Origin of the sequence: Brevundimonas sp., from assembly GCF_046299535.1 — a bacterium.
GTDB lineage: Bacteria > Pseudomonadota > Alphaproteobacteria > Caulobacterales > Caulobacteraceae > Brevundimonas.
This window is the reverse complement of sequence record NZ_JBKBIB010000015.1, coordinates 18456-34706: the sequence shown is the minus strand read 5'-3', so window position 1 is coordinate 34706 and position 16251 is coordinate 18456. Positions and strand designations below refer to the sequence as shown.

At 68.5% G+C, this 16251-nt stretch carries 18 protein-coding genes; 14 read left to right on the top strand and 4 right to left on the bottom strand.

Annotated elements, in window-relative coordinates; genetic code table 11:
* Window positions 1-41 precede the first annotated feature (41 nt).
* Window positions 42-1133, top strand: coding sequence for a Glu/Leu/Phe/Val family dehydrogenase (locus tag ACK4FB_RS12620; RefSeq protein WP_409752792.1), 1092 nt, complete (start codon window positions 42-44; stop codon window positions 1131-1133).
* Between the two features lie 199 nt (window positions 1134-1332).
* On the opposite strand, the gene ACK4FB_RS12615 is transcribed toward ACK4FB_RS12620, so the two are convergent.
* Window positions 1333-2088, bottom strand: coding sequence for a tRNA1(Val) (adenine(37)-N6)-methyltransferase (locus ACK4FB_RS12615; protein ID WP_409752789.1), 756 nt, complete (start codon window positions 2086-2088; stop codon window positions 1333-1335).
* A 114-nt stretch (window positions 2089-2202) separates the two neighbouring features.
* Here ACK4FB_RS12615 and ACK4FB_RS12610 point away from each other — a divergent pair, with 114 nt between their 5' ends.
* Window positions 2203-3219: a polyprenyl synthetase family protein gene (locus ACK4FB_RS12610; RefSeq protein ID WP_409752786.1), complete on the top strand. Its 1017-nt coding sequence runs from the start codon at window positions 2203-2205 to the stop codon at window positions 3217-3219.
* Between the two features lie 28 nt (window positions 3220-3247).
* On the opposite strand, the gene panC is transcribed toward ACK4FB_RS12610, so the two are convergent.
* Entirely contained in the window at window positions 3248-4105 is an 858-nt protein-coding gene (gene panC, locus ACK4FB_RS12605; protein ID WP_409752783.1) for a pantoate--beta-alanine ligase, read from the bottom strand.
* A gap of 75 nt (window positions 4106-4180) precedes the next feature.
* Here panC and ACK4FB_RS12600 point away from each other — a divergent pair, with 75 nt between their 5' ends.
* The 3 genes from ACK4FB_RS12600 (at window position 4181) to ACK4FB_RS12590 (ending at window position 6204) form a co-directional block, all read left to right on the top strand.
* A complete protein-coding gene (locus ACK4FB_RS12600; RefSeq protein WP_409752780.1) occupies window positions 4181-4825 on the top strand; it encodes an SPOR domain-containing protein in 645 nt (214 codons plus the stop codon).
* 107 nt (window positions 4826-4932) lie between these two features.
* Complete coding sequence (locus ACK4FB_RS12595) at window positions 4933-5769, top strand: division plane positioning ATPase MipZ (protein WP_409752777.1); 837 nt, start codon at window positions 4933-4935, stop codon at window positions 5767-5769.
* A 12-nt stretch (window positions 5770-5781) separates the two neighbouring features.
* Window positions 5782-6204: a molecular chaperone DnaJ gene (locus tag ACK4FB_RS12590; protein WP_409752774.1), complete on the top strand. Its 423-nt coding sequence runs from the start codon at window positions 5782-5784 to the stop codon at window positions 6202-6204.
* Here ACK4FB_RS12590 and ACK4FB_RS12585 read toward each other — a convergent pair whose 3' ends face one another.
* Window positions 6205-7602: a serine hydrolase gene (locus ACK4FB_RS12585; RefSeq protein ID WP_409752771.1), complete on the bottom strand. Its 1398-nt coding sequence runs from the start codon at window positions 7600-7602 to the stop codon at window positions 6205-6207.
* 283 nt (window positions 7603-7885) lie between these two features.
* Here ACK4FB_RS12585 and ACK4FB_RS12580 point away from each other — a divergent pair, with 283 nt between their 5' ends.
* The 9 genes from ACK4FB_RS12580 to ACK4FB_RS12540 all read left to right on the top strand — a co-directional run bounded on the left by ACK4FB_RS12580 (window position 7886) and on the right by ACK4FB_RS12540 (window position 15639).
* A complete protein-coding gene (locus ACK4FB_RS12580; protein WP_409752768.1) occupies window positions 7886-8344 on the top strand; it encodes a phasin family protein in 459 nt (152 codons plus the stop codon).
* A 201-nt stretch (window positions 8345-8545) separates the two neighbouring features.
* Window positions 8546-8884, top strand: coding sequence for an ATP-dependent Clp protease adapter ClpS (clpS, locus tag ACK4FB_RS12575; RefSeq protein ID WP_409752765.1), 339 nt, complete (start codon window positions 8546-8548; stop codon window positions 8882-8884).
* A gap of 12 nt (window positions 8885-8896) precedes the next feature.
* On the top strand, window positions 8897-11215 hold the full coding sequence (gene clpA, locus ACK4FB_RS12570) for an ATP-dependent Clp protease ATP-binding subunit ClpA (protein ID WP_409752762.1): 2319 nt from the start codon (window positions 8897-8899) through the stop codon (window positions 11213-11215).
* 59 nt (window positions 11216-11274) lie between these two features.
* Entirely contained in the window at window positions 11275-11994 is a 720-nt protein-coding gene (locus ACK4FB_RS12565; RefSeq protein WP_409752760.1) for an energy transducer TonB, read from the top strand.
* A 133-nt stretch (window positions 11995-12127) separates the two neighbouring features.
* Complete coding sequence (gene rpsM, locus ACK4FB_RS12560) at window positions 12128-12496, top strand: 30S ribosomal protein S13 (protein WP_196838680.1); 369 nt, start codon at window positions 12128-12130, stop codon at window positions 12494-12496.
* A gap of 9 nt (window positions 12497-12505) precedes the next feature.
* Window positions 12506-12895 carry a 30S ribosomal protein S11 gene (gene rpsK / locus ACK4FB_RS12555; protein WP_122468702.1) on the top strand — a complete coding sequence of 130 codons (390 nt, stop codon included), beginning with the start codon at window positions 12506-12508 and terminating at the stop codon, window positions 12893-12895.
* An 85-nt stretch (window positions 12896-12980) separates the two neighbouring features.
* Window positions 12981-14000 carry a DNA-directed RNA polymerase subunit alpha gene (locus ACK4FB_RS12550; RefSeq protein ID WP_409752757.1) on the top strand — a complete coding sequence of 340 codons (1020 nt, stop codon included), beginning with the start codon at window positions 12981-12983 and terminating at the stop codon, window positions 13998-14000.
* 55 nt (window positions 14001-14055) lie between these two features.
* Window positions 14056-14475 carry a 50S ribosomal protein L17 gene (gene rplQ, locus ACK4FB_RS12545; protein ID WP_409752754.1) on the top strand — a complete coding sequence of 140 codons (420 nt, stop codon included), beginning with the start codon at window positions 14056-14058 and terminating at the stop codon, window positions 14473-14475.
* Window positions 14476-14727: 252 nt separating this feature from the next.
* Window positions 14728-15639, top strand: a complete 912-nt coding sequence (locus ACK4FB_RS12540; RefSeq protein ID WP_409752751.1) for a LysR substrate-binding domain-containing protein — start codon at window positions 14728-14730, stop codon at window positions 15637-15639.
* On the opposite strand, the gene ACK4FB_RS12535 is transcribed toward ACK4FB_RS12540, so the two are convergent.
* Window positions 15623-16132, bottom strand: a complete 510-nt coding sequence (locus tag ACK4FB_RS12535) for an FKBP-type peptidyl-prolyl cis-trans isomerase (RefSeq protein ID WP_409752748.1) — start codon at window positions 16130-16132, stop codon at window positions 15623-15625. The two genes, ACK4FB_RS12540 and ACK4FB_RS12535, sit on opposite strands and share 17 nt — an antisense overlap.
* Window positions 16133-16251 lie beyond the last annotated feature (119 nt).

Here is a 16251-nt window from a genome sequence, read left to right as displayed (position 1 = left end):
CCGCGCACAAAAAACTGCTCAGGGAAGGCTCAGTTCAGGGCATGACGCTTTTCGATTCGCCGTCTTTCGCACAACACGAAGGCGTCCACGCCTTCTTTGACGAGAAAACCGGCCTCAAGGCCATTGTCGCGGTGCACTCCACCGCGCGGGGCCCGGCGGTGGGCGGCTGCCGCATGTGGAACTACGGCTCCTCGGCCGAGGCGCTGGAGGACGTTCTGCGTCTGTCGCGCGGCATGAGCTACAAGAACGCCGTGGCCGATCTGGATATGGGCGGCGGCAAGTCGGTCATCATGGGCGACAGCCGCACCCAGAAGACGCCGGAACTGTTCCGCGCCTTCGGCCGCGCGCTGAACACCCTGGGCGGAACCTACTATTCGGCCGAGGACGTGGGCGTGTCGGTGGCGGACATCGCCGAGGCCCGCAAGGAGACCGCCTATGTGGTCGGCCTGTCCGGCGGCAAGGAGGGGTCGGGCGACCCCAGCCCCGTAACCGCCGAGGGGGTCTACCGCTCCACCCTGGTGGCCGCGCGCCGCCTGTGGAAGCAGGACGACCTGACCGGCCTGACGGTGGCGGTGCAGGGCGTGGGTCATGTGGGCGGCTATCTGGCTGACAAGCTGGCGAAGGCCGGGGCGAAGCTGATCATCACCGACGTGAACACCCAGGCGCTGGAAGAGGTCGCGGCCCGCACCCATGCCGAGATCGTGGCGCCGGACGCCATCTATGATGTGCAGGCCGACATCTATGCCCCGTGCGCCCTGGGCGCGACGCTGAATGAGAAGACGCTGGACCGGATCACGGCCCGGGCGGTGGTGGGCGCGGCCAACAACCAGCTGGCGACGCCGGAAATCGGCCACGAGCTGTTCCGCCGGGGCGTGCTGTACGCCCCCGACTACGTGGTCAACGGCGGCGGCATCATCAATGTGGCCTCCGAGATGCGCGCCCGCGAAACCGGCGGCTCGTATGACCCCGAGTGGGTTGAGGGCAAGCTGGACCGGCTGATGCAGACGCTGGAGGAGGTGCTGGAGCGCTCCGACGCCGAAAAGCGCCCGACCCACGAGATCGCCGACGCCATCGCCGAGGCGCGGATCAATGCGGCGAGGGACGAAAAAGAGGCGCAGCGCAAGGCGGCGTAAGGCCCTGACCTTCTCCCATTGGGAGAAGGGGGAACCCGCGCACCGGACCCCGGACTTGTTCCGGGGGACGGTTCTGCGCGCGGGGGATGAGGGTCGGATAGCCTGACCCCATGCGTTCGACCCTCACCCTGCGCGCGAAGAAGCGGCCTGCTTCGCATTCCGCTGCGCGCAGCCCTCTCCCATCGGGACAGGGACGTTGTCACCACCCGATCTCCGCCTCCCCCCGCAGGATCGCTTCCGCCTCGGCCGAGTGCTTCGCCCCGTCGCGGTCGTGCAGGATCACGGGCGGCAGCAGGCGCAGGGGCGCGCGGCCGGTCTTGATGGCGTGAACCAGCACCCGTTTTGCCGGTTCGTCGGCGTAGGGGTGCACCGGGCGCACCGCGATCGAGCCCGCCTTGTCCCCCAGCAGGGCCAGCAGGTCCGCCAGCCGATCGGCGCGGTGGATCATGACGATGCGGCCGCCTTCCTTCACGGACTTGAGCAGGAAACCGGTCCAGGCCGCCAGTCCGTCGTCGGCCATCCAGGCGCCGCGCTTGCCGGGGGCGGGGGCGCGCAAGGCGGCGGGGTCGTCGAAGAAGGGCGGATTGCTGACCGCCCAGTCGAAGGGCTCCAGCCCCAGCGCCCGGAACCCGGCGGCCACGTCGCCCTGATGCACTGCGATCCGCTCGCCCCAGCCGTTCAGCGCGGCGTTGTCCGCCGCCAGCCCGGCCATGGCCGCATCCCGCTCCAGTCCCGCCAGCGTCACGCCCGGCCGCCGGGCGGCGATCTGCATCAGCACCGCGCCCGCGCCGCAGCCGGCCTCCAGCACCCGCTCGCCGGGCCGGGCGGGGCAGGCGGCGGCCAGCAGGGCGGCGTCCATGCCGGCCCGGTAGCCCCGCGCGGGCTGGCGCAGGCGCACGCGCCCGTCCAGCAGGGCGTTTTCGGTCACGTCGATCTGTTCGGGTGTGGCGTTCACGCTTCTTGACCCCTGATGGCCCCCTCACCATTGTGCGCCGCGACGAAGCGGGGCAAGTCGGCGCCTCGATTTTAAGGCCGGGACCGCCCGGCGCGTATGGAAAGAGCCTTCGCCTTGGACGCAACCTCCGCCCTGTCCGTTCCGGCGCGCCCCAAAGGCGACGTGGCGCCGCTGGTCCGCCTGGCCGAGGCCGACATGGGGCGGGTGGACGCCCTGATCATCGAACGCATGCAGTCCGACGTGCCGGTCATTCCGCTGCTGGCGGAGCATCTGGTGGCGGCGGGCGGCAAGCGTCTGCGTCCCCTGCTGACCGTGGCCGCCGCGCGGGCGACGGGCGGGCCGGTGGAGGCGGCGGTCAGCCTGGCGGCGGCGGTGGAGTTCATCCATACGGCGACCTTGCTGCACGATGACGTGGTGGACGGATCCGAGCTGCGCCGTGGCAAGGTGGCGGCGCACCTGATCTGGGGCGCGGCGTCCAGCGTTCTGGTGGGCGATTTCCTGTTCGCCCGCGCCTTCGAGCTGATGGTGGAGACCGACAACATGCGCGCCCTGGGCGTGCTGGCCCGCGCCGCGGGGGTCATCGCCGAGGGCGAGGTGCTGCAGCTGACCCGCGCCCACGACATCACCCTGGACCGCGACACCTATCTCAAGATCATCCAGGCCAAGACCGCCGAACTGTTCGCCGCCGCCGCTGAATCGGGCGCCCTGGGCGCCGGGGCCGGCGACCCCCAGGTGACGGCGCTGCGCGACTACGGCATGGCCCTGGGCGTGGCGTTCCAGCTGGCCGACGACGCCCTGGACTACGGCGGCGCCTCGGAGACCCTGGGCAAGAACGCCGGCGATGACTTCCGGGAGGCCAAGGTGACCCTGCCCCTGCTGATCGCCATGGAGCGCACCGGCGCGGCCGAGGCGGCCTTCTGGACCCGCACCGTAGACCGCCGCGAGCAGACTGAAGAGGATTTCCGCCGCGCCCGCGAACTGATCGTGGCCAGCGGCGCCCTGAGCGCCACGCTCGATGAGGCGGCCGCATGGTCGGACCGGGCCAAGGCCGCGCTGGATGTGCTGCCGGACACCGAATGGCGCCGGGCGTTGGCCTCGCTGGCCGATTTCGCCGTCAGCCGCGCGGCCTGACGGGGCTTCTCCGCGAGGACGACGGCGGTCAGACCGCCATGTTGTCGATCAGCCGGGTCTTGCCCAGCCACGCCGCCGCCAGGATTCGGGCGGGGCCGTCCACGACGCCGCTGAACGGCGCGAGGGTCTCCGCATGGCGGATGGCCACATAGTCCACCTTCGCGAACCCGGCCTCAATAAGGCCGCTGGCGACGTCAGCCTCTATGCATTCAATCGGCCCACCGGCTGCGGCGCCTTCAGCTCCCCAGCTGAGAAAATTATTCAGCCGCCGGGCCACCGCCAGTTCCTCGGCGGACAGGTAGGCGTTGCGCGAGGACAGGGCCAGGCCGTGGTCGTCCCGTACCGTGGGCGCGCCGACGATCGCCGTCGGGATGTCCAGATCGCGGGCCATGCGCCGGACCACCATCAACTGCTGGTAATCCTTCTCGCCGAACACGGCCACGCCCGCCTGGACCTGGTTCAGCAGCTTGGCCACCACCACGGCGACGCCGCCGAAGAAGTGGGGGCGGAAGTCGGTCTCCAGCCCCGCGCTGGGCCCGCCCACCTGCACCGAGGTGGCGAAGCCGTCCGGGTACATCCCGGCCGCGTCGGGCGCGAACAGGATCGAACAGCCGGCGCCGGCCAGCAGTTCGGCGTCGCGCGCCTCCTGCCGGGGATAGGTCCCCAGATCCTCGTGCGCTGCGAACTGGGTCGGATTGACGAACACGCTGGCGACCACCGCGTCGCTCAGCCGCCGGGCCTCGGCCACCAGCGCCAGATGCCCCTCGTGCAGGGCGCCCATGGTGGGAACGAACCCGATGCGTTTTCCCGCGTTACGCAAGGCGGCGACCTGTTCACGCAGGTCGGCCACTGTGCGTGTCAGTATGAGTTCGGGGACGGCGGTCATGGTTTACGCGTTAACCTCTCCGATTAAGCGTGTCTTTCAACGGCGTCTTGAGAGCCGTCCGCTAGGGTGGCGCTTATGACGCCGACCGACCTGTTCCGTAAAGGGCTGATGGGCGCAGCGATCCTTTCGCTGGGCGCCTGCGGCATGGTCGAGGATCAACCCAACCGTTTCGAGGCCATGGCCGAGCGCGTGGCCGATATCCGGCTGTCGACCCATGCCTCGCAGGACGCGCCCGGTGCGCCGGTCGCGCCCGCCCGGGCCGAGACCGCTGGTCTGCGTCAGGCCCTCCGGGTCGAGGTGCTGGACCCCCACGCCCTTTGGGACGCCCGTGACGGCGGCCTGCGCGGCGTCATCGAGGCCGCGGCGCCGGCCGTGGCCGAGGCCGCCGCGCCCGCCATCGTCCAGGCGGCCAGCGATCAGGTCAGCCGCGCCGTCTCCGACCACTTGCGCCCCGCCGTTTCCACCCCGGTTCGCCCCGGCGCGGTGATCCAGCTGGGCGCCTTCCACAGCGAGGCTTCGGCCCGCGAGGCCTGGACCCGCTTCAGCACCGGGGCCGCCCGCGCCGCCCTTGAAGGTCTGACGCCCCGGTTCGAGCCGGTGACCGTAAACGGGCGCGAACTGGTGCGCCTCAAGGTCGGCGCCCCGGCCGACACCGCGGCAGAGATCTGCCGGGCGGCCCAGGTGAGCGATCCCTGGTGCGCCGCCGCCGGACGCGCCTGAGCGCTCCACAGGCGCGTCTCTCCGCTTCGTTGACCTTCGGCTTCCCAGCCCTGACTCTGACAGTTCCGCCGCGCATGGATTCGCGGCTCATGGGGCTGTGAGCAAACATGTCTGAGGCGAAGGTCATCGTCGTCGGCAACGAAAAGGGCGGGGCGGGCAAGTCCACCCTGGCCATCCATATCGTCGCCGCCCTGCTGGAGGCGGGCCGCCAGGTGGCGGTCATCGATCTGGACCTGCGGCAGAAGTCGCTGGCCCGGTTCTTCGCCAGCCGCCGCTCCTGGCTGGCCGCCAACAACCAGATTCTGCCCGAGCCCGTCATGGCCGATCTGGGCGACGGCGCCGCCCTGGCCCGCGCGGGCGACGACGAGCAGATGGCTCGCTTCGAGGCGGCGTTCCAGGCGGCGCAGTCGGCGGAATACATCGTCATAGACACCCCGGGCGGCGACACGGTTCTGTCCCGCGCCGCCCACGGCCGGGCCGACCTGATCGTCACCCCCATGAACGACAGCTTTGTAGACTTCGACCTGCTGGGCCACGTGGACCCGGTGACCCTCGATCTGCTGAAGCCGTCCATCTATTCCGAGACCGTGTGGGAGGCCCGCAAGCAGCGCGCCATCGCCAACGCCGCCAAGGGTCAGACCGGGACCATCGACTGGGTGGTGGTGACCAACCGTCTGGCCGTGTTCGAGGCCCGCAACCGCCGCCGCCTCGAGGAACGCATGGCCAAACTGGCCAAGCGGGTGGGCTTCCGCATGGGGCCAGGCCTGCGCGACCGGGTCATCTACCGCGAGCTGTTTCCGTTCGGTCTGACGGTCGCCGACCTGTCCGAACAGGTGCAACCGGTGGAGATGGCCCTGGCCCACGTCTCGGCCCGTCAGGAACTGCGCAGCCTGATGCTGGCCCTGGGTCTGGCAGAGGGCGCGCGCCTTGATGACGCGGCCTGATCCGATGATGTCATGGGCCTGATCTGGCTGGTGGTCGGGGGCGTCGCCCTGTGGGCGCTGGTCCGTCTGGGCCGTCAGACCGAGCGGCCGGGCAGGGGCCAGTGGCGGGTGTCGGCCACCCTTGTCGCGGCGGCGTGTCTGGGCGGCGGCGTCCTGGCGCTGGCGCGCGGCGCCTGGCTGATTGGCGGGGCCCTGATCGCGGCGGGCCTTTATCTGGCCTTCGCCTCCCGCATCCGCGCCGTCGTCCGCTCGGTCGAGTCCGGCATGAGCGTGAAAGAAGCCCGCGACACCCTGGGCGTGGCCCCTGATGCAACGACGGATCAGATCAACACCGCCTGGAAACGTCTGATGGCCCGCGCCCACCCCGATCAGGGCGGCACCGAAGGTCTGGCGTCGCGCCTGAACGCGGCCCGGGATCGCCTGCTGAAGGGCTGATCAGTCCGGCCGGACCACCATGCAGGTGACGCGGCGCTCGGCCAGGGCGGCGCAGGCGGCGCGCGCGCTGTCCTCGGTCAGGCCGGTGAAGCGACTGCGATACCATTCCCCGGCGGTCTGGACGGCGCGTTCGGCCCCGTTGAACTGGGTGCGGAAGCGGCGATTGACCTCGGTCAGCCAGTTGTCGGCCACGGTGCGGTCCCGGAAGGCGCCCACCTGCACGGCCCAGGTCCCGGACTGGCTGGCGGGAGCGGCGGCTTCGCGCGCAGGCCGCAGGGCCGCCTGCTGAGAGGGCGCGCCGTTGAGGGCGGCGGTGAAGCTGGGGCTGGCGGTGACGCCGGCGGTGTTCGCGGGGGCCGAGGTGAAGGCCACCGCCGTGGTCGATTCCGGCTGGGTGTCGCTGCCGAAGGTCTCGACCGAGGCGTACTGGACCGGTCCGGACGCGGCGCTGCCGACGCCGTAGCCGCGGGATTCAAAGAAGGTCTGGGCCACCTGGATGGATTCGCCGGACGCCCGGCGCCGCTCGACCTCGAAGCCGGTGTTCATCAGCTCCGCCACGTGATCGTTGCGCGACCGGCTGGAGCGTCCGCCAAGCACCACGGTGATGATCCGCCGTCCGTCCCGCACCGCTGACGCCGCCAGATTGTAGCCCGAAGCATTGGTGAAGCCGGTCTTGATGCCATCATAGCCGTTGCCCGAGTGCAGCAACCCGTTGGTGTTGCCGTACTGCCGACCGTTGTAGACCCAGTGGTGTTGCCCGAAATAGTGGTAGTACTGCGGGTAGTCGCGCATCACCGCGCGGCTGAGGATGGCCAGGTCGCGGGCGGAGGAAATCTGGCGGCTGTCGGGCAGGCCGTGGGGATTCACGAACCGGCTCTGGGTCATGCCCAGTTCCTGCGCTCGCAGGGTGGACATGGCCGCGAAGCGCGCCTCCGATCCCCCCACATGTTCGGCGAGGGCCATGGCCATATCGTTGGCGGAACGCACCGCCAGCGAGCGGATGGCGTCGTCCACGGAAATGCGCTGACCTGCGGCCAGGCCCAGTTTCGACGGCGGCTGCGAGGCGGCGCGCGGCGACACGGTGATCATGTCGTCCAGCTTGATCCGTCCGTCGGACAGCGCCTCGAACGTCATATAGAGGGTCATGACCTTGGTGATGGAGGCGGGATAGCGCGGATTGTCGGCGCGCCGGGCGAACAGCACCTCGCCGGATTCCGCGTCCACCACGATGGCGGCGTAGCGGGTGTTCTCGCCCGACTGGGCCACCAGGGGCGCCGCGCCGGGCGTGGGGGTCAACCCGGCCGCGACCAGGACGAAGCCGAACAGAAGCGCCTGTACAAGGACGAGGTGGCGTCGGCCGGCCCATCGTCCGCCAGCTTGTCGTGTGAATGCTGTCATTGACCCGATAGCCTCTTTACTCACGCGCGATCGCCGCCCCCGTATCGCCACGCACCAAAACGCTATCATGCTTGCTCAGGGTTTCGGCGTGGTAAACAACCGGCAAACGCAATTTTGAACGGCCGTGAGCGAAAGCGTCAAGAAAAGTTCATTGTGCGCTGCACAAAAGATGGTTGACCCTTTCTCGCACCTGCGTCATAAGACGCGCGTCGCTCGGGATTCTCCCCAGGCGAGAAAAATCATGGCGCGGGATTCACCGCCCAGACCGTTCAGGAGCATGACCATGGCCGACACCGCCGAAACCGTGAAGAAGACCATCGACCAGGCCAGCGCCAAGGCCGAGAAGACCCAGGCCGCCGGCGCCAAGGTTTTCCGTGACAGCATCGAGAAGAGCGTCGCGGGCATGAGCGAACTCAACGCGCACAGCAAGAAGAACCTCGAAGCCATGGTCGAAAGCGCCACCGCCGCCCAGAAGGGCGCCGAGGCCATCAGCCAGCAGACCCTGGCCTACTCGAAGAAGTCCTGGGAAGACGGCGTCGCCGCCGCCCAGTCCCTGACCCAGGCCCGTTCGGTCCAGGAAATGGTTGAACTGCAGACCGCCTTCGCCAAGACCTCGGTCGAAGCCTGGCTGGGCGCTTTCAACAAGACCACCGAACTGTACACCGCTTCGGTCAAGGACGCCTTCAAGCCCATCAACGAGCGCGTCACCGCGACCGTCGAGACCTTCCAGGCCGCGCGCTAAGCCATACGCCTGCTGAGATCGGAGAGGGTCCGGGGCGCTGCTCCGGGCCCTTTTTCGTGCCCGGAACCCCCTCAAGTCCGGGGATCGCGCGCAAGCGTGATCGACCGCCCCTTTTAAAAGCCCCGACTTTCCATATCTAATCCAGGGTGAGCAGGACCGAGTCCTTGCTCCGGGATTGAAGCGTAGAGACAGCGGAACAGCATGCCGTCGAGAAAAACGGATCAGGGACAGACAGGCGGGGGCGGCTACGGCACGGCCGTCGTCACCGAAACCCGGCCCAAGCTGCAAAAGCCGTCGCTGTATCGCGTTCTGATCCTGAACGACGACTACACGCCGATGGAGTTCGTCATCTACGTGCTGGAGCGGTTCTTCGCCAAGTCGCGCGAGGACGCCACCCGCATCATGCTGCATGTGCATCAGCATGGCGTGGGCGTTTGCGGGGTGTTCACCTACGAAGTGGCCGAAACCAAGGTCGCCCAGGTGGTGGAGACCGCCCGCCGGCATCAGCACCCGCTGCAATGCACAATGGAAAAGGACTGAGAGGAACCCCTGTTGCCCTCATTTTCGCGCCACCTCGAAGAAACCCTGCACCGGGCGGTCGCCTACGCCAATGAGCGCCGGCACGAATACGCCACGCTGGAGCACCTTCTGCTGGCGCTTGTCGACGACCCCGAAGCGGGCGCCGTCATGGCCGCCTGCAACGTCGACCTGGTCAGCCTGAAGACCGCGCTCGCCCTGTATGTGGACACCGACCTGGCGGCCCTGGCCACCTCCATGGGCGAGGACGCCAAGCCCACGGCCGGCTTCCAGCGCGTGATCCAGCGCGCGGTCATCCATGTCCAGTCGTCGGGCCGCGAGGAAGTCACCGGCGCCAATGTGCTGGTGGCCATCTTCTCCGAGCGTGAGAGCCACGCCGCCTATTTCCTGCAGGAGCAGGACATGACCCGCTATGACGCGGTCAACTACATCGCTCACGGCATCGCCAAGAAGGCGGGCGCGTCCGAAGCCAAGCCAAATCGTGGCGGTCCGTCGGCCGAAGAGGGCGAGGAAGCCGCCGTGGTCAAACAGGGCGGCGAGGCGCTCGACGCCTATTGCGTCAACCTCAACGAGAAGTCGAAGGAAGGGAAGATCGACCCTCTCATCGGCCGTCACGCCGAGGTGGAGCGCTCGATCCAGATCCTGTGCCGCCGCACCAAGAACAACCCGCTGCTGGTGGGCGACCCCGGCGTGGGCAAGACCGCCATCGCCGAAGGGCTGGCGCTCAAGATCGTCAACAAAGAAGTGCCCGACGTCCTCAAGAACGCTGTCATCTTCTCGCTCGACATGGGCGCGCTGCTGGCCGGCACCCGCTATCGCGGCGACTTCGAGGAGCGGCTGAAGCAGGTGGTCAAGGAACTGGAGAACCATCCGGACTCCATCCTGTTCATCGACGAAATCCACACGGTGATCGGCGCCGGCGCCACCTCGGGCGGGGCGATGGATGCGTCCAACCTGCTGAAGCCGGCGCTCGCCTCGGGCAGCCTGCGCTGCATGGGCTCCACCACCTACAAGGAGTATCGCCAGCACTTCGAGAAGGACCGCGCCCTGGTGCGCCGGTTCCAGAAGATCGATGTGAACGAGCCGACGGTGGACGACACCATCAAGATCCTGAAGGGCCTCAAGAGCTACTACGAGACCTTCCACAAGCTGCGCTACACCGATGCGGCGATCCGCTCGGCGGTGGAACTGTCGGCCCGCTACATGACCGACCGCAAACTGCCGGACAAGGCCATCGACGTGATCGACGAGGCGGGCGCCAGCCAGATGCTGTTGTCGGAGTCCAAGCGCAAGAAGACCATCGGCCAGAAGGAGATCGAGGCCGTCGTATCCAAGATGGCCCGCATCCCGGCCAAGTCGGTGTCCAAGTCCGACACCGAGGCGCTCAAGAACCTGCACATCGACCTGCAGCGCGCGGTGTTCGGTCAGGATCAGGCCATCGAGCAACTGGCCACGGCCATGAAGCTGGCCCGCGCCGGCCTGCGCGATCCAAACAAGCCCATCGGCAGCTATCTGTTCAGCGGCCCCACCGGGGTCGGCAAGACCGAGGCGGCCAAGCAGCTGGCGGGGACGCTGGGCATCGAGATGCTGCGCTTCGACATGTCCGAATACATGGAGCGCCACACCGTCAGCCGCCTGATCGGGGCGCCTCCGGGCTATGTGGGCCACGACCAGGGCGGCCTGCTCACCGACGCGGTGGACCAGCATCCCCACGCGGTGGTCCTGCTGGACGAGATCGAGAAGGCGCACCCCGACGTCTACAACATCCTGCTCCAGGTCATGGACCACGGCATGCTGACCGACGCGGTGGGCAAGAAGGTCGACTTCCGCAATGTGGTTCTGATCATGACCACCAATGCGGGGGCCGCCGACAACGCGCGGGCCTCGATCGGCTTCGGCCGCGGCAAGGTGGAGGGCGAGGACGACAAGGCCATCCAGCGCCTGTTCACGCCCGAGTTCCGCAACCGTCTGGACGCCATCGTGGCGTTCAAGCCGCTGGGTCAGGACGTCATCCGTCAGGTGGTGACCAAGTTCGTGCTGCAGCTGGAAGCCCAGCTGGCGGACCGCAACATCACCATCGAACTGACCGAGGAGGCCACGGACTGGCTGGCCCAGAACGGCTTCGACGAACTGTACGGCGCGCGCCCCCTGGCCCGCGTCATCCAGGACTCCATCAAGAAGCCCCTGGCCGACGACATCCTGTTCGGACGCCTGATGCGCGGGGGCCATGTGAAGGTGACCCTGAAGGACGGCAAGATCGCCTTCGACATCACCACGGCCGAGGCGGGCCCGGCCAAGCGCAAGGCCGGCGAAAAGACCGAGGCGGTGGAGTAGGGCGGCTGATCGAAGTCGAAGCTTGAGCGTTAGTCTCCGTGTGAGATGACGGAGGCGGCGTGACGGGCATCGACTGGCGGCTGGATCGGAAGCGGGTGCGCAAGCTGGGCGCGGTGCTGGGCGTGGGCCTGGCCCACGTCGCCCTGATGGCGGTGCTGAGCCGGTCCCAGCCCCAGCCGCCCGATCCGCCGCCGCCGCCCATCGAGGTCTTTCTGGTCCCGCCGCTGGAGCCGGAACCCGAGATCCCGCCGCTGGACCCGTCGCCCGAGGCGGGGGGCGGGGCCCCGGCCGCGCCGTCCATCGTCCACACGCCACCGAACCCGCCGCCTGATCCGCCCGAGATCATCGCGCCCATCGAACAGGCGCCCGAACCCGCGCTCAACATCGGCATCGCCCCGACCGAAAGCCCGGAGCCCGGCATGGGCCAGGGCGGGCAGGGGACGGGGCGGGGCACGGGAACCGGCGCGGGCGACGGTCCCGGCTCGGGCAGCGGCCCGGCGCAGATCGTGCGGGGACCCACCCTGGGCCAGATCCAGGCCGTCCATCCGCCCGGCGCGCGCAGCGTCTATGGCCGGGTCAGCCTGTCCTGCATCATCCGCCTGGACCAGTATCTGGACCAGTGCCGCGTGGTCAGCGAGGACCCGCCCGGGCGGGGCTTCGGCGACGCAGGGCTCGTCGTCTCCCGCTATTTCCGCTTTCGTCCCCCGACGCAGGGCGGTAGACCTGTTGAAGGTCAGCGGGTCGTCGTGGGCGTCGACTTCGGCCGGCCGCGCCGCTGAGCGCGCCCACCCATTGACGCAATCTGAATCCCCTGTATAAGGCCCGTCTTCCGCGAAAGACGCGCAGCGCGCTCCTGGTCTGTCGACCGGAGCGTTCTTCGCGTCTGCGACGCGTATTGGAGAGATCGACAACGTGGCCCGTATCGCAGGCGTCAACATTCCGACGAACAAGCGCGTTGAGATCGCGCTTCAGTACATTCATGGCATTGGCCCGAAGTCGGCCAGGGACATCACCGCCAAGGTCGGCATCGAGCCCGCGCGCCGGGTCAACGAGCTGACCGACGCCGAGGTGCTCCAGATCCGTGAAGCGATCGACAGCGACTTCATGGTCGAGGGCGACCTGCGCCGCGAGACGTCCATGAACATCAAGCGCCTGATGGACCTGGCCTGCTACCGCGGGCTGCGTCACCGCAAGGGCCTGCCGGTCCGCGGCCAGCGCACCCACACCAACGCCCGCACCCGCAAGGGCCCCGCCAAGCCGATCGCCGGCAAGAAGAAGTAAGACAGACACATGGCCAAGGAACCGGGTCGCGTAAAGAAGCGCGAGCGCAAGAACATCACTTCCGGCGTCGCCCACGTGAACGCCAGCTTCAACAACACCATGGTGACCATCACCGACGCGCAGGGGAACGCCATCTCCTGGTCGTCGGCCGGCCACATGGGCTTCAAGGGTTCGCGCAAGTCGACCCCGTACGCCGCCCAGATGGCCGCCGAGGACGCGGCCAAGAAGGCTGGCGAGCACGGCGTCAAGACCCTGGAAGTCAACGTCTCGGGCCCCGGCTCCGGCCGTGAGTCGGCCCTGCGCGCCCTGCAGGCCGCGGGCATGACCATCACCACCATCCGCGACGTCACCCCGATGCCGCACAACGGATGCCGCCCGCCCAAGCGCCGCCGCGTCTAAGCCTGCCGCCGACCCCATTCCTACGCCGGTCCTGGCGTCCAGAACGCTGGACGCGGGCCCGGCGAAACCCGTTCGAGGGACATCGATGATCGAAAGAAACTGGCAAGAGCTGATCCGTCCCGAAAAGCCGCAGATCGACGCGGGCGGCGATCCGCAGCGCAAGGCGCGGCTGGTGGCGGAACCGCTCGAGCGCGGCTTCGGCGTGACCCTGGGCAACGCCCTGCGCCGCGTGCTGCTGTCGTCGCTGCAAGGCGCCGCCGTGACCGCCATCCAGATCGACGGCGTGGTGCACGAGTTCTCGTCGCTGGAAGGCGTTCGCGAGGATGTCGTGGACATCGTCCTGAACATCAAGCAGCTGGCCCTGCGCCTGCACGCCGAAGGCCCCAAGCGCATGACGCTGAAGGCTGACGGCCCCGGCCCGGTGACCGCCGCCCAGATCGACGCTCCGGCGGACATCGAGGTGCTGAACCCCGACCACGTGCTCTGCACCCTGGACGACGGCGCCTCGGTGCGCATGGAACTGACGGTCCAGAACGGCAAGGGCTATGTGGCCGCCGAGTTCAACCGTCCGGAAGACGCCCCCATCGGGCTGATTTCGGTGGATGCCCTCTATTCGCCGGTCAAGCGCGTCGCCTACCGGGTCGAGCCGACCCGTCAGGGCCAGTCGCTGGACTACGACAAGCTGATCATGGAAGTGGAGACCAACGGCGCGGTGTCGCCGGTGGACGCCGTGGCCTACGCCGCCCGCATCCTTCAGGACCAGCTGCAGATCTTCATCACCTTCGACGAGCCCAAGGCGGCGGTCGAGGCTGCGGACGGCAAGCCCGACCTGCCCTTCAACCCGGCCCTGCTGAAGAAGGTGGACGAGCTGGAGCTGTCGGTCCGTTCGGCCAACTGCCTGAAGAACGACAACATCGTCTACATCGGCGACCTGATCCAGAAGACCGAGGGCGAAATGCTTCGCACCCCGAACTTCGGCCGCAAGTCGCTGAATGAAATCAAGGAAGTCCTCGCTTCGATGAGCCTGTCGCTCGGCATGGATGTGCCGAACTGGCCGCCGGAGAACATCGAGGAACTCGCCAAGAAGTTCGAAGACCAGATCTAGGTTGCTAAAGGGCCGGGGCGGCGTTGACGCCCGGTCTGACTGAGGAGAGACCCCAATGCGCCACGGCGCCGCTCATCGTAAGCTCGGCCGCACGGCCAGCCACCGCCAGGCCATGCTGGCCAACATGGCTGCGTCGCTGATCAAGCACGAGCAGATCACGACGACCTTGCCCAAGGCCAAGGAGCTTCGTCCCTACGTGGAGAAGCTGGTCACCCTGGCCAAGAAGGGTGATCTGGCCGCACGTCGTCAGGCCATCAGCCAGGTCCGCGACGTGACCCAGGTCGGCAAGCTGTTCGACACCATCGGCGGTCGTTACGCCGAGCGTCCGGGCGGCTACATCCGCATCATGAAGGCCGGCTTCCGCCACGGCGACAACGCCGCCATGGCCGTGATCGAGTTCGTCGACCGCGACGTGGACGCCAAGGGTCTGGACTCCGGTCCGGTCTACTCGGCCGCCGACGACTCCGAGGACTGATCGGTCCCTTCTGATCTGGTTTGAATTCAGGGCGGCGGGCTTCAGGTCCGCCGCCCTTTTTCTATCCGCCGCCCATCAGCGCATAAAGCACCGCCGTCCAGACGGCGGCGACGGCGAGGACGTATCCGGGCGTGATCCGGCGCGGCGGGGGCAGGGGGGGTCTGTCTTTCCGGTTCATCGGTCAGGATGAAGCGTCGATTGCCCCCGACGGCCAATCGATTTAAGCGAAGCTTCCTTGTGAGGTTTCGTCACATGCGCCGCCCGCTTCCGCCGCTCAACGCCCTGCGCGCCTTCGAGGCCTTCGCCCGTCACGGCTCCATGACGACGGCCGCCGACGAGCTGTGCGTCACCCACGGCGCGGTGAGCCGGCAGGTAAAACAGCTTCAGGATCAGCTGGGCGTGGTGCTGGTCGAGGGTCCCCGCAACCGTCTCCAGCTGACGGCCGCCGGGCGTGTTCTCGCCGATGGCCTGAAGGCCCCCTTCGACGGCATGGCCCAGGCCGTGGCCGCCGCGCGGTCAGGGCCGGGCGCCCGCCGCGAGATCGAGATCGCGTGCCTGGGCACCTTCGCCATGAAATGGCTGATCCCGCGCCTGTCCCGCTTCGTCGAGCAGCATCCCGACCTGAAGGTGCGGGTCTCTGAATCCCATGGGTCGGTGGATTTCCGCCACCACGCCTGCGACGGCGCCATCCGCATCGTCGACCACGATGACCCGGCGTTCGAGGCCAGAACCGCCTTTCTGCCCAACAACCACGGCCCGGTGGTCGCGGCGGGCCTGGCCGGGGCGGACCTGACCCTCGCCGCCCTGTTCCGTATGCCGCGCCTCTACGCCACAACCTACCGCGAGGGCTGGCGAACGTGGGCCGCCGCGAACCGGCTGGACCTGCCGCCGCCCGCCGCCGAGCGCGAGTTCGGCCACAACCATTCCCTGATCGAGGCGGCTGCGGCCGGGCTGGGCGCGGCCGTCATTCCGTGGAGCTTCGGAGCGCCGGATATCGCCGCCGGCCGCCTGGCCGCGCCGTTCGGCTTCATCTCGCGCCCCGCGTCCTTCGTCTTCCTGCGCCCGCCAGGCCGCGCCGACGCGGCCATGGACGCCTTTCAGGACTGGCTGATCGTCGAAGGCGCCGCGACCCCGGCGCCGCCGGACCCTATCGCGCCGGCGTGACCTCAAGCAGTTCGACCTTGAACAGCAGGGCCGAGTTCGGCGGGATTTCGCCGCCGCCCGCGCCGCGCGCGCCATAGGCCAGGTCGGCCGGAATGACGAAGTTGAACGTCTCACCGACCCGCATCAGCTGCAGGCCCTCGGTCCAGCCGGGGATGACGCGATTGAGCGGGAATTCGATCGGCTCGCCCCGCTCGTAGGAGCTGTCGAACACCCGCCCATCGATGAAGGTCCCCTCATAGTGGACGCGCACCGTGTCGGTCGGTCCCGGCATGGCGCCGTCGGGATTGGCGCGCCCTTCGCGCCGGTGCTGCAGGCCGCTTTCCGTGGCGGCCCAGCCGCGCCGCGCCCCGCTCCAGGCCAGATAGGCCTCCTGACCCGCCTCCCAGCGCGCCTGCGAGGGCGGGCCCGGATCGACCGGCGCGGGCCGGGGCGCCGTGGCGCAGGCGGCGAGGGCGAGGGTCAGGGCGGCGAGGGGGATGAGGGTGCGGTTCATGGGATCACGCTAGCCGATTCCGTCATCTGCGGATATCTGGGCGCGAGGGCCTTTATTTCGTCCGAAAAGCGAGTATATGTGCCCGCTCCGCTGATTCCGAAAAGAAGCTGCGCGAAAGC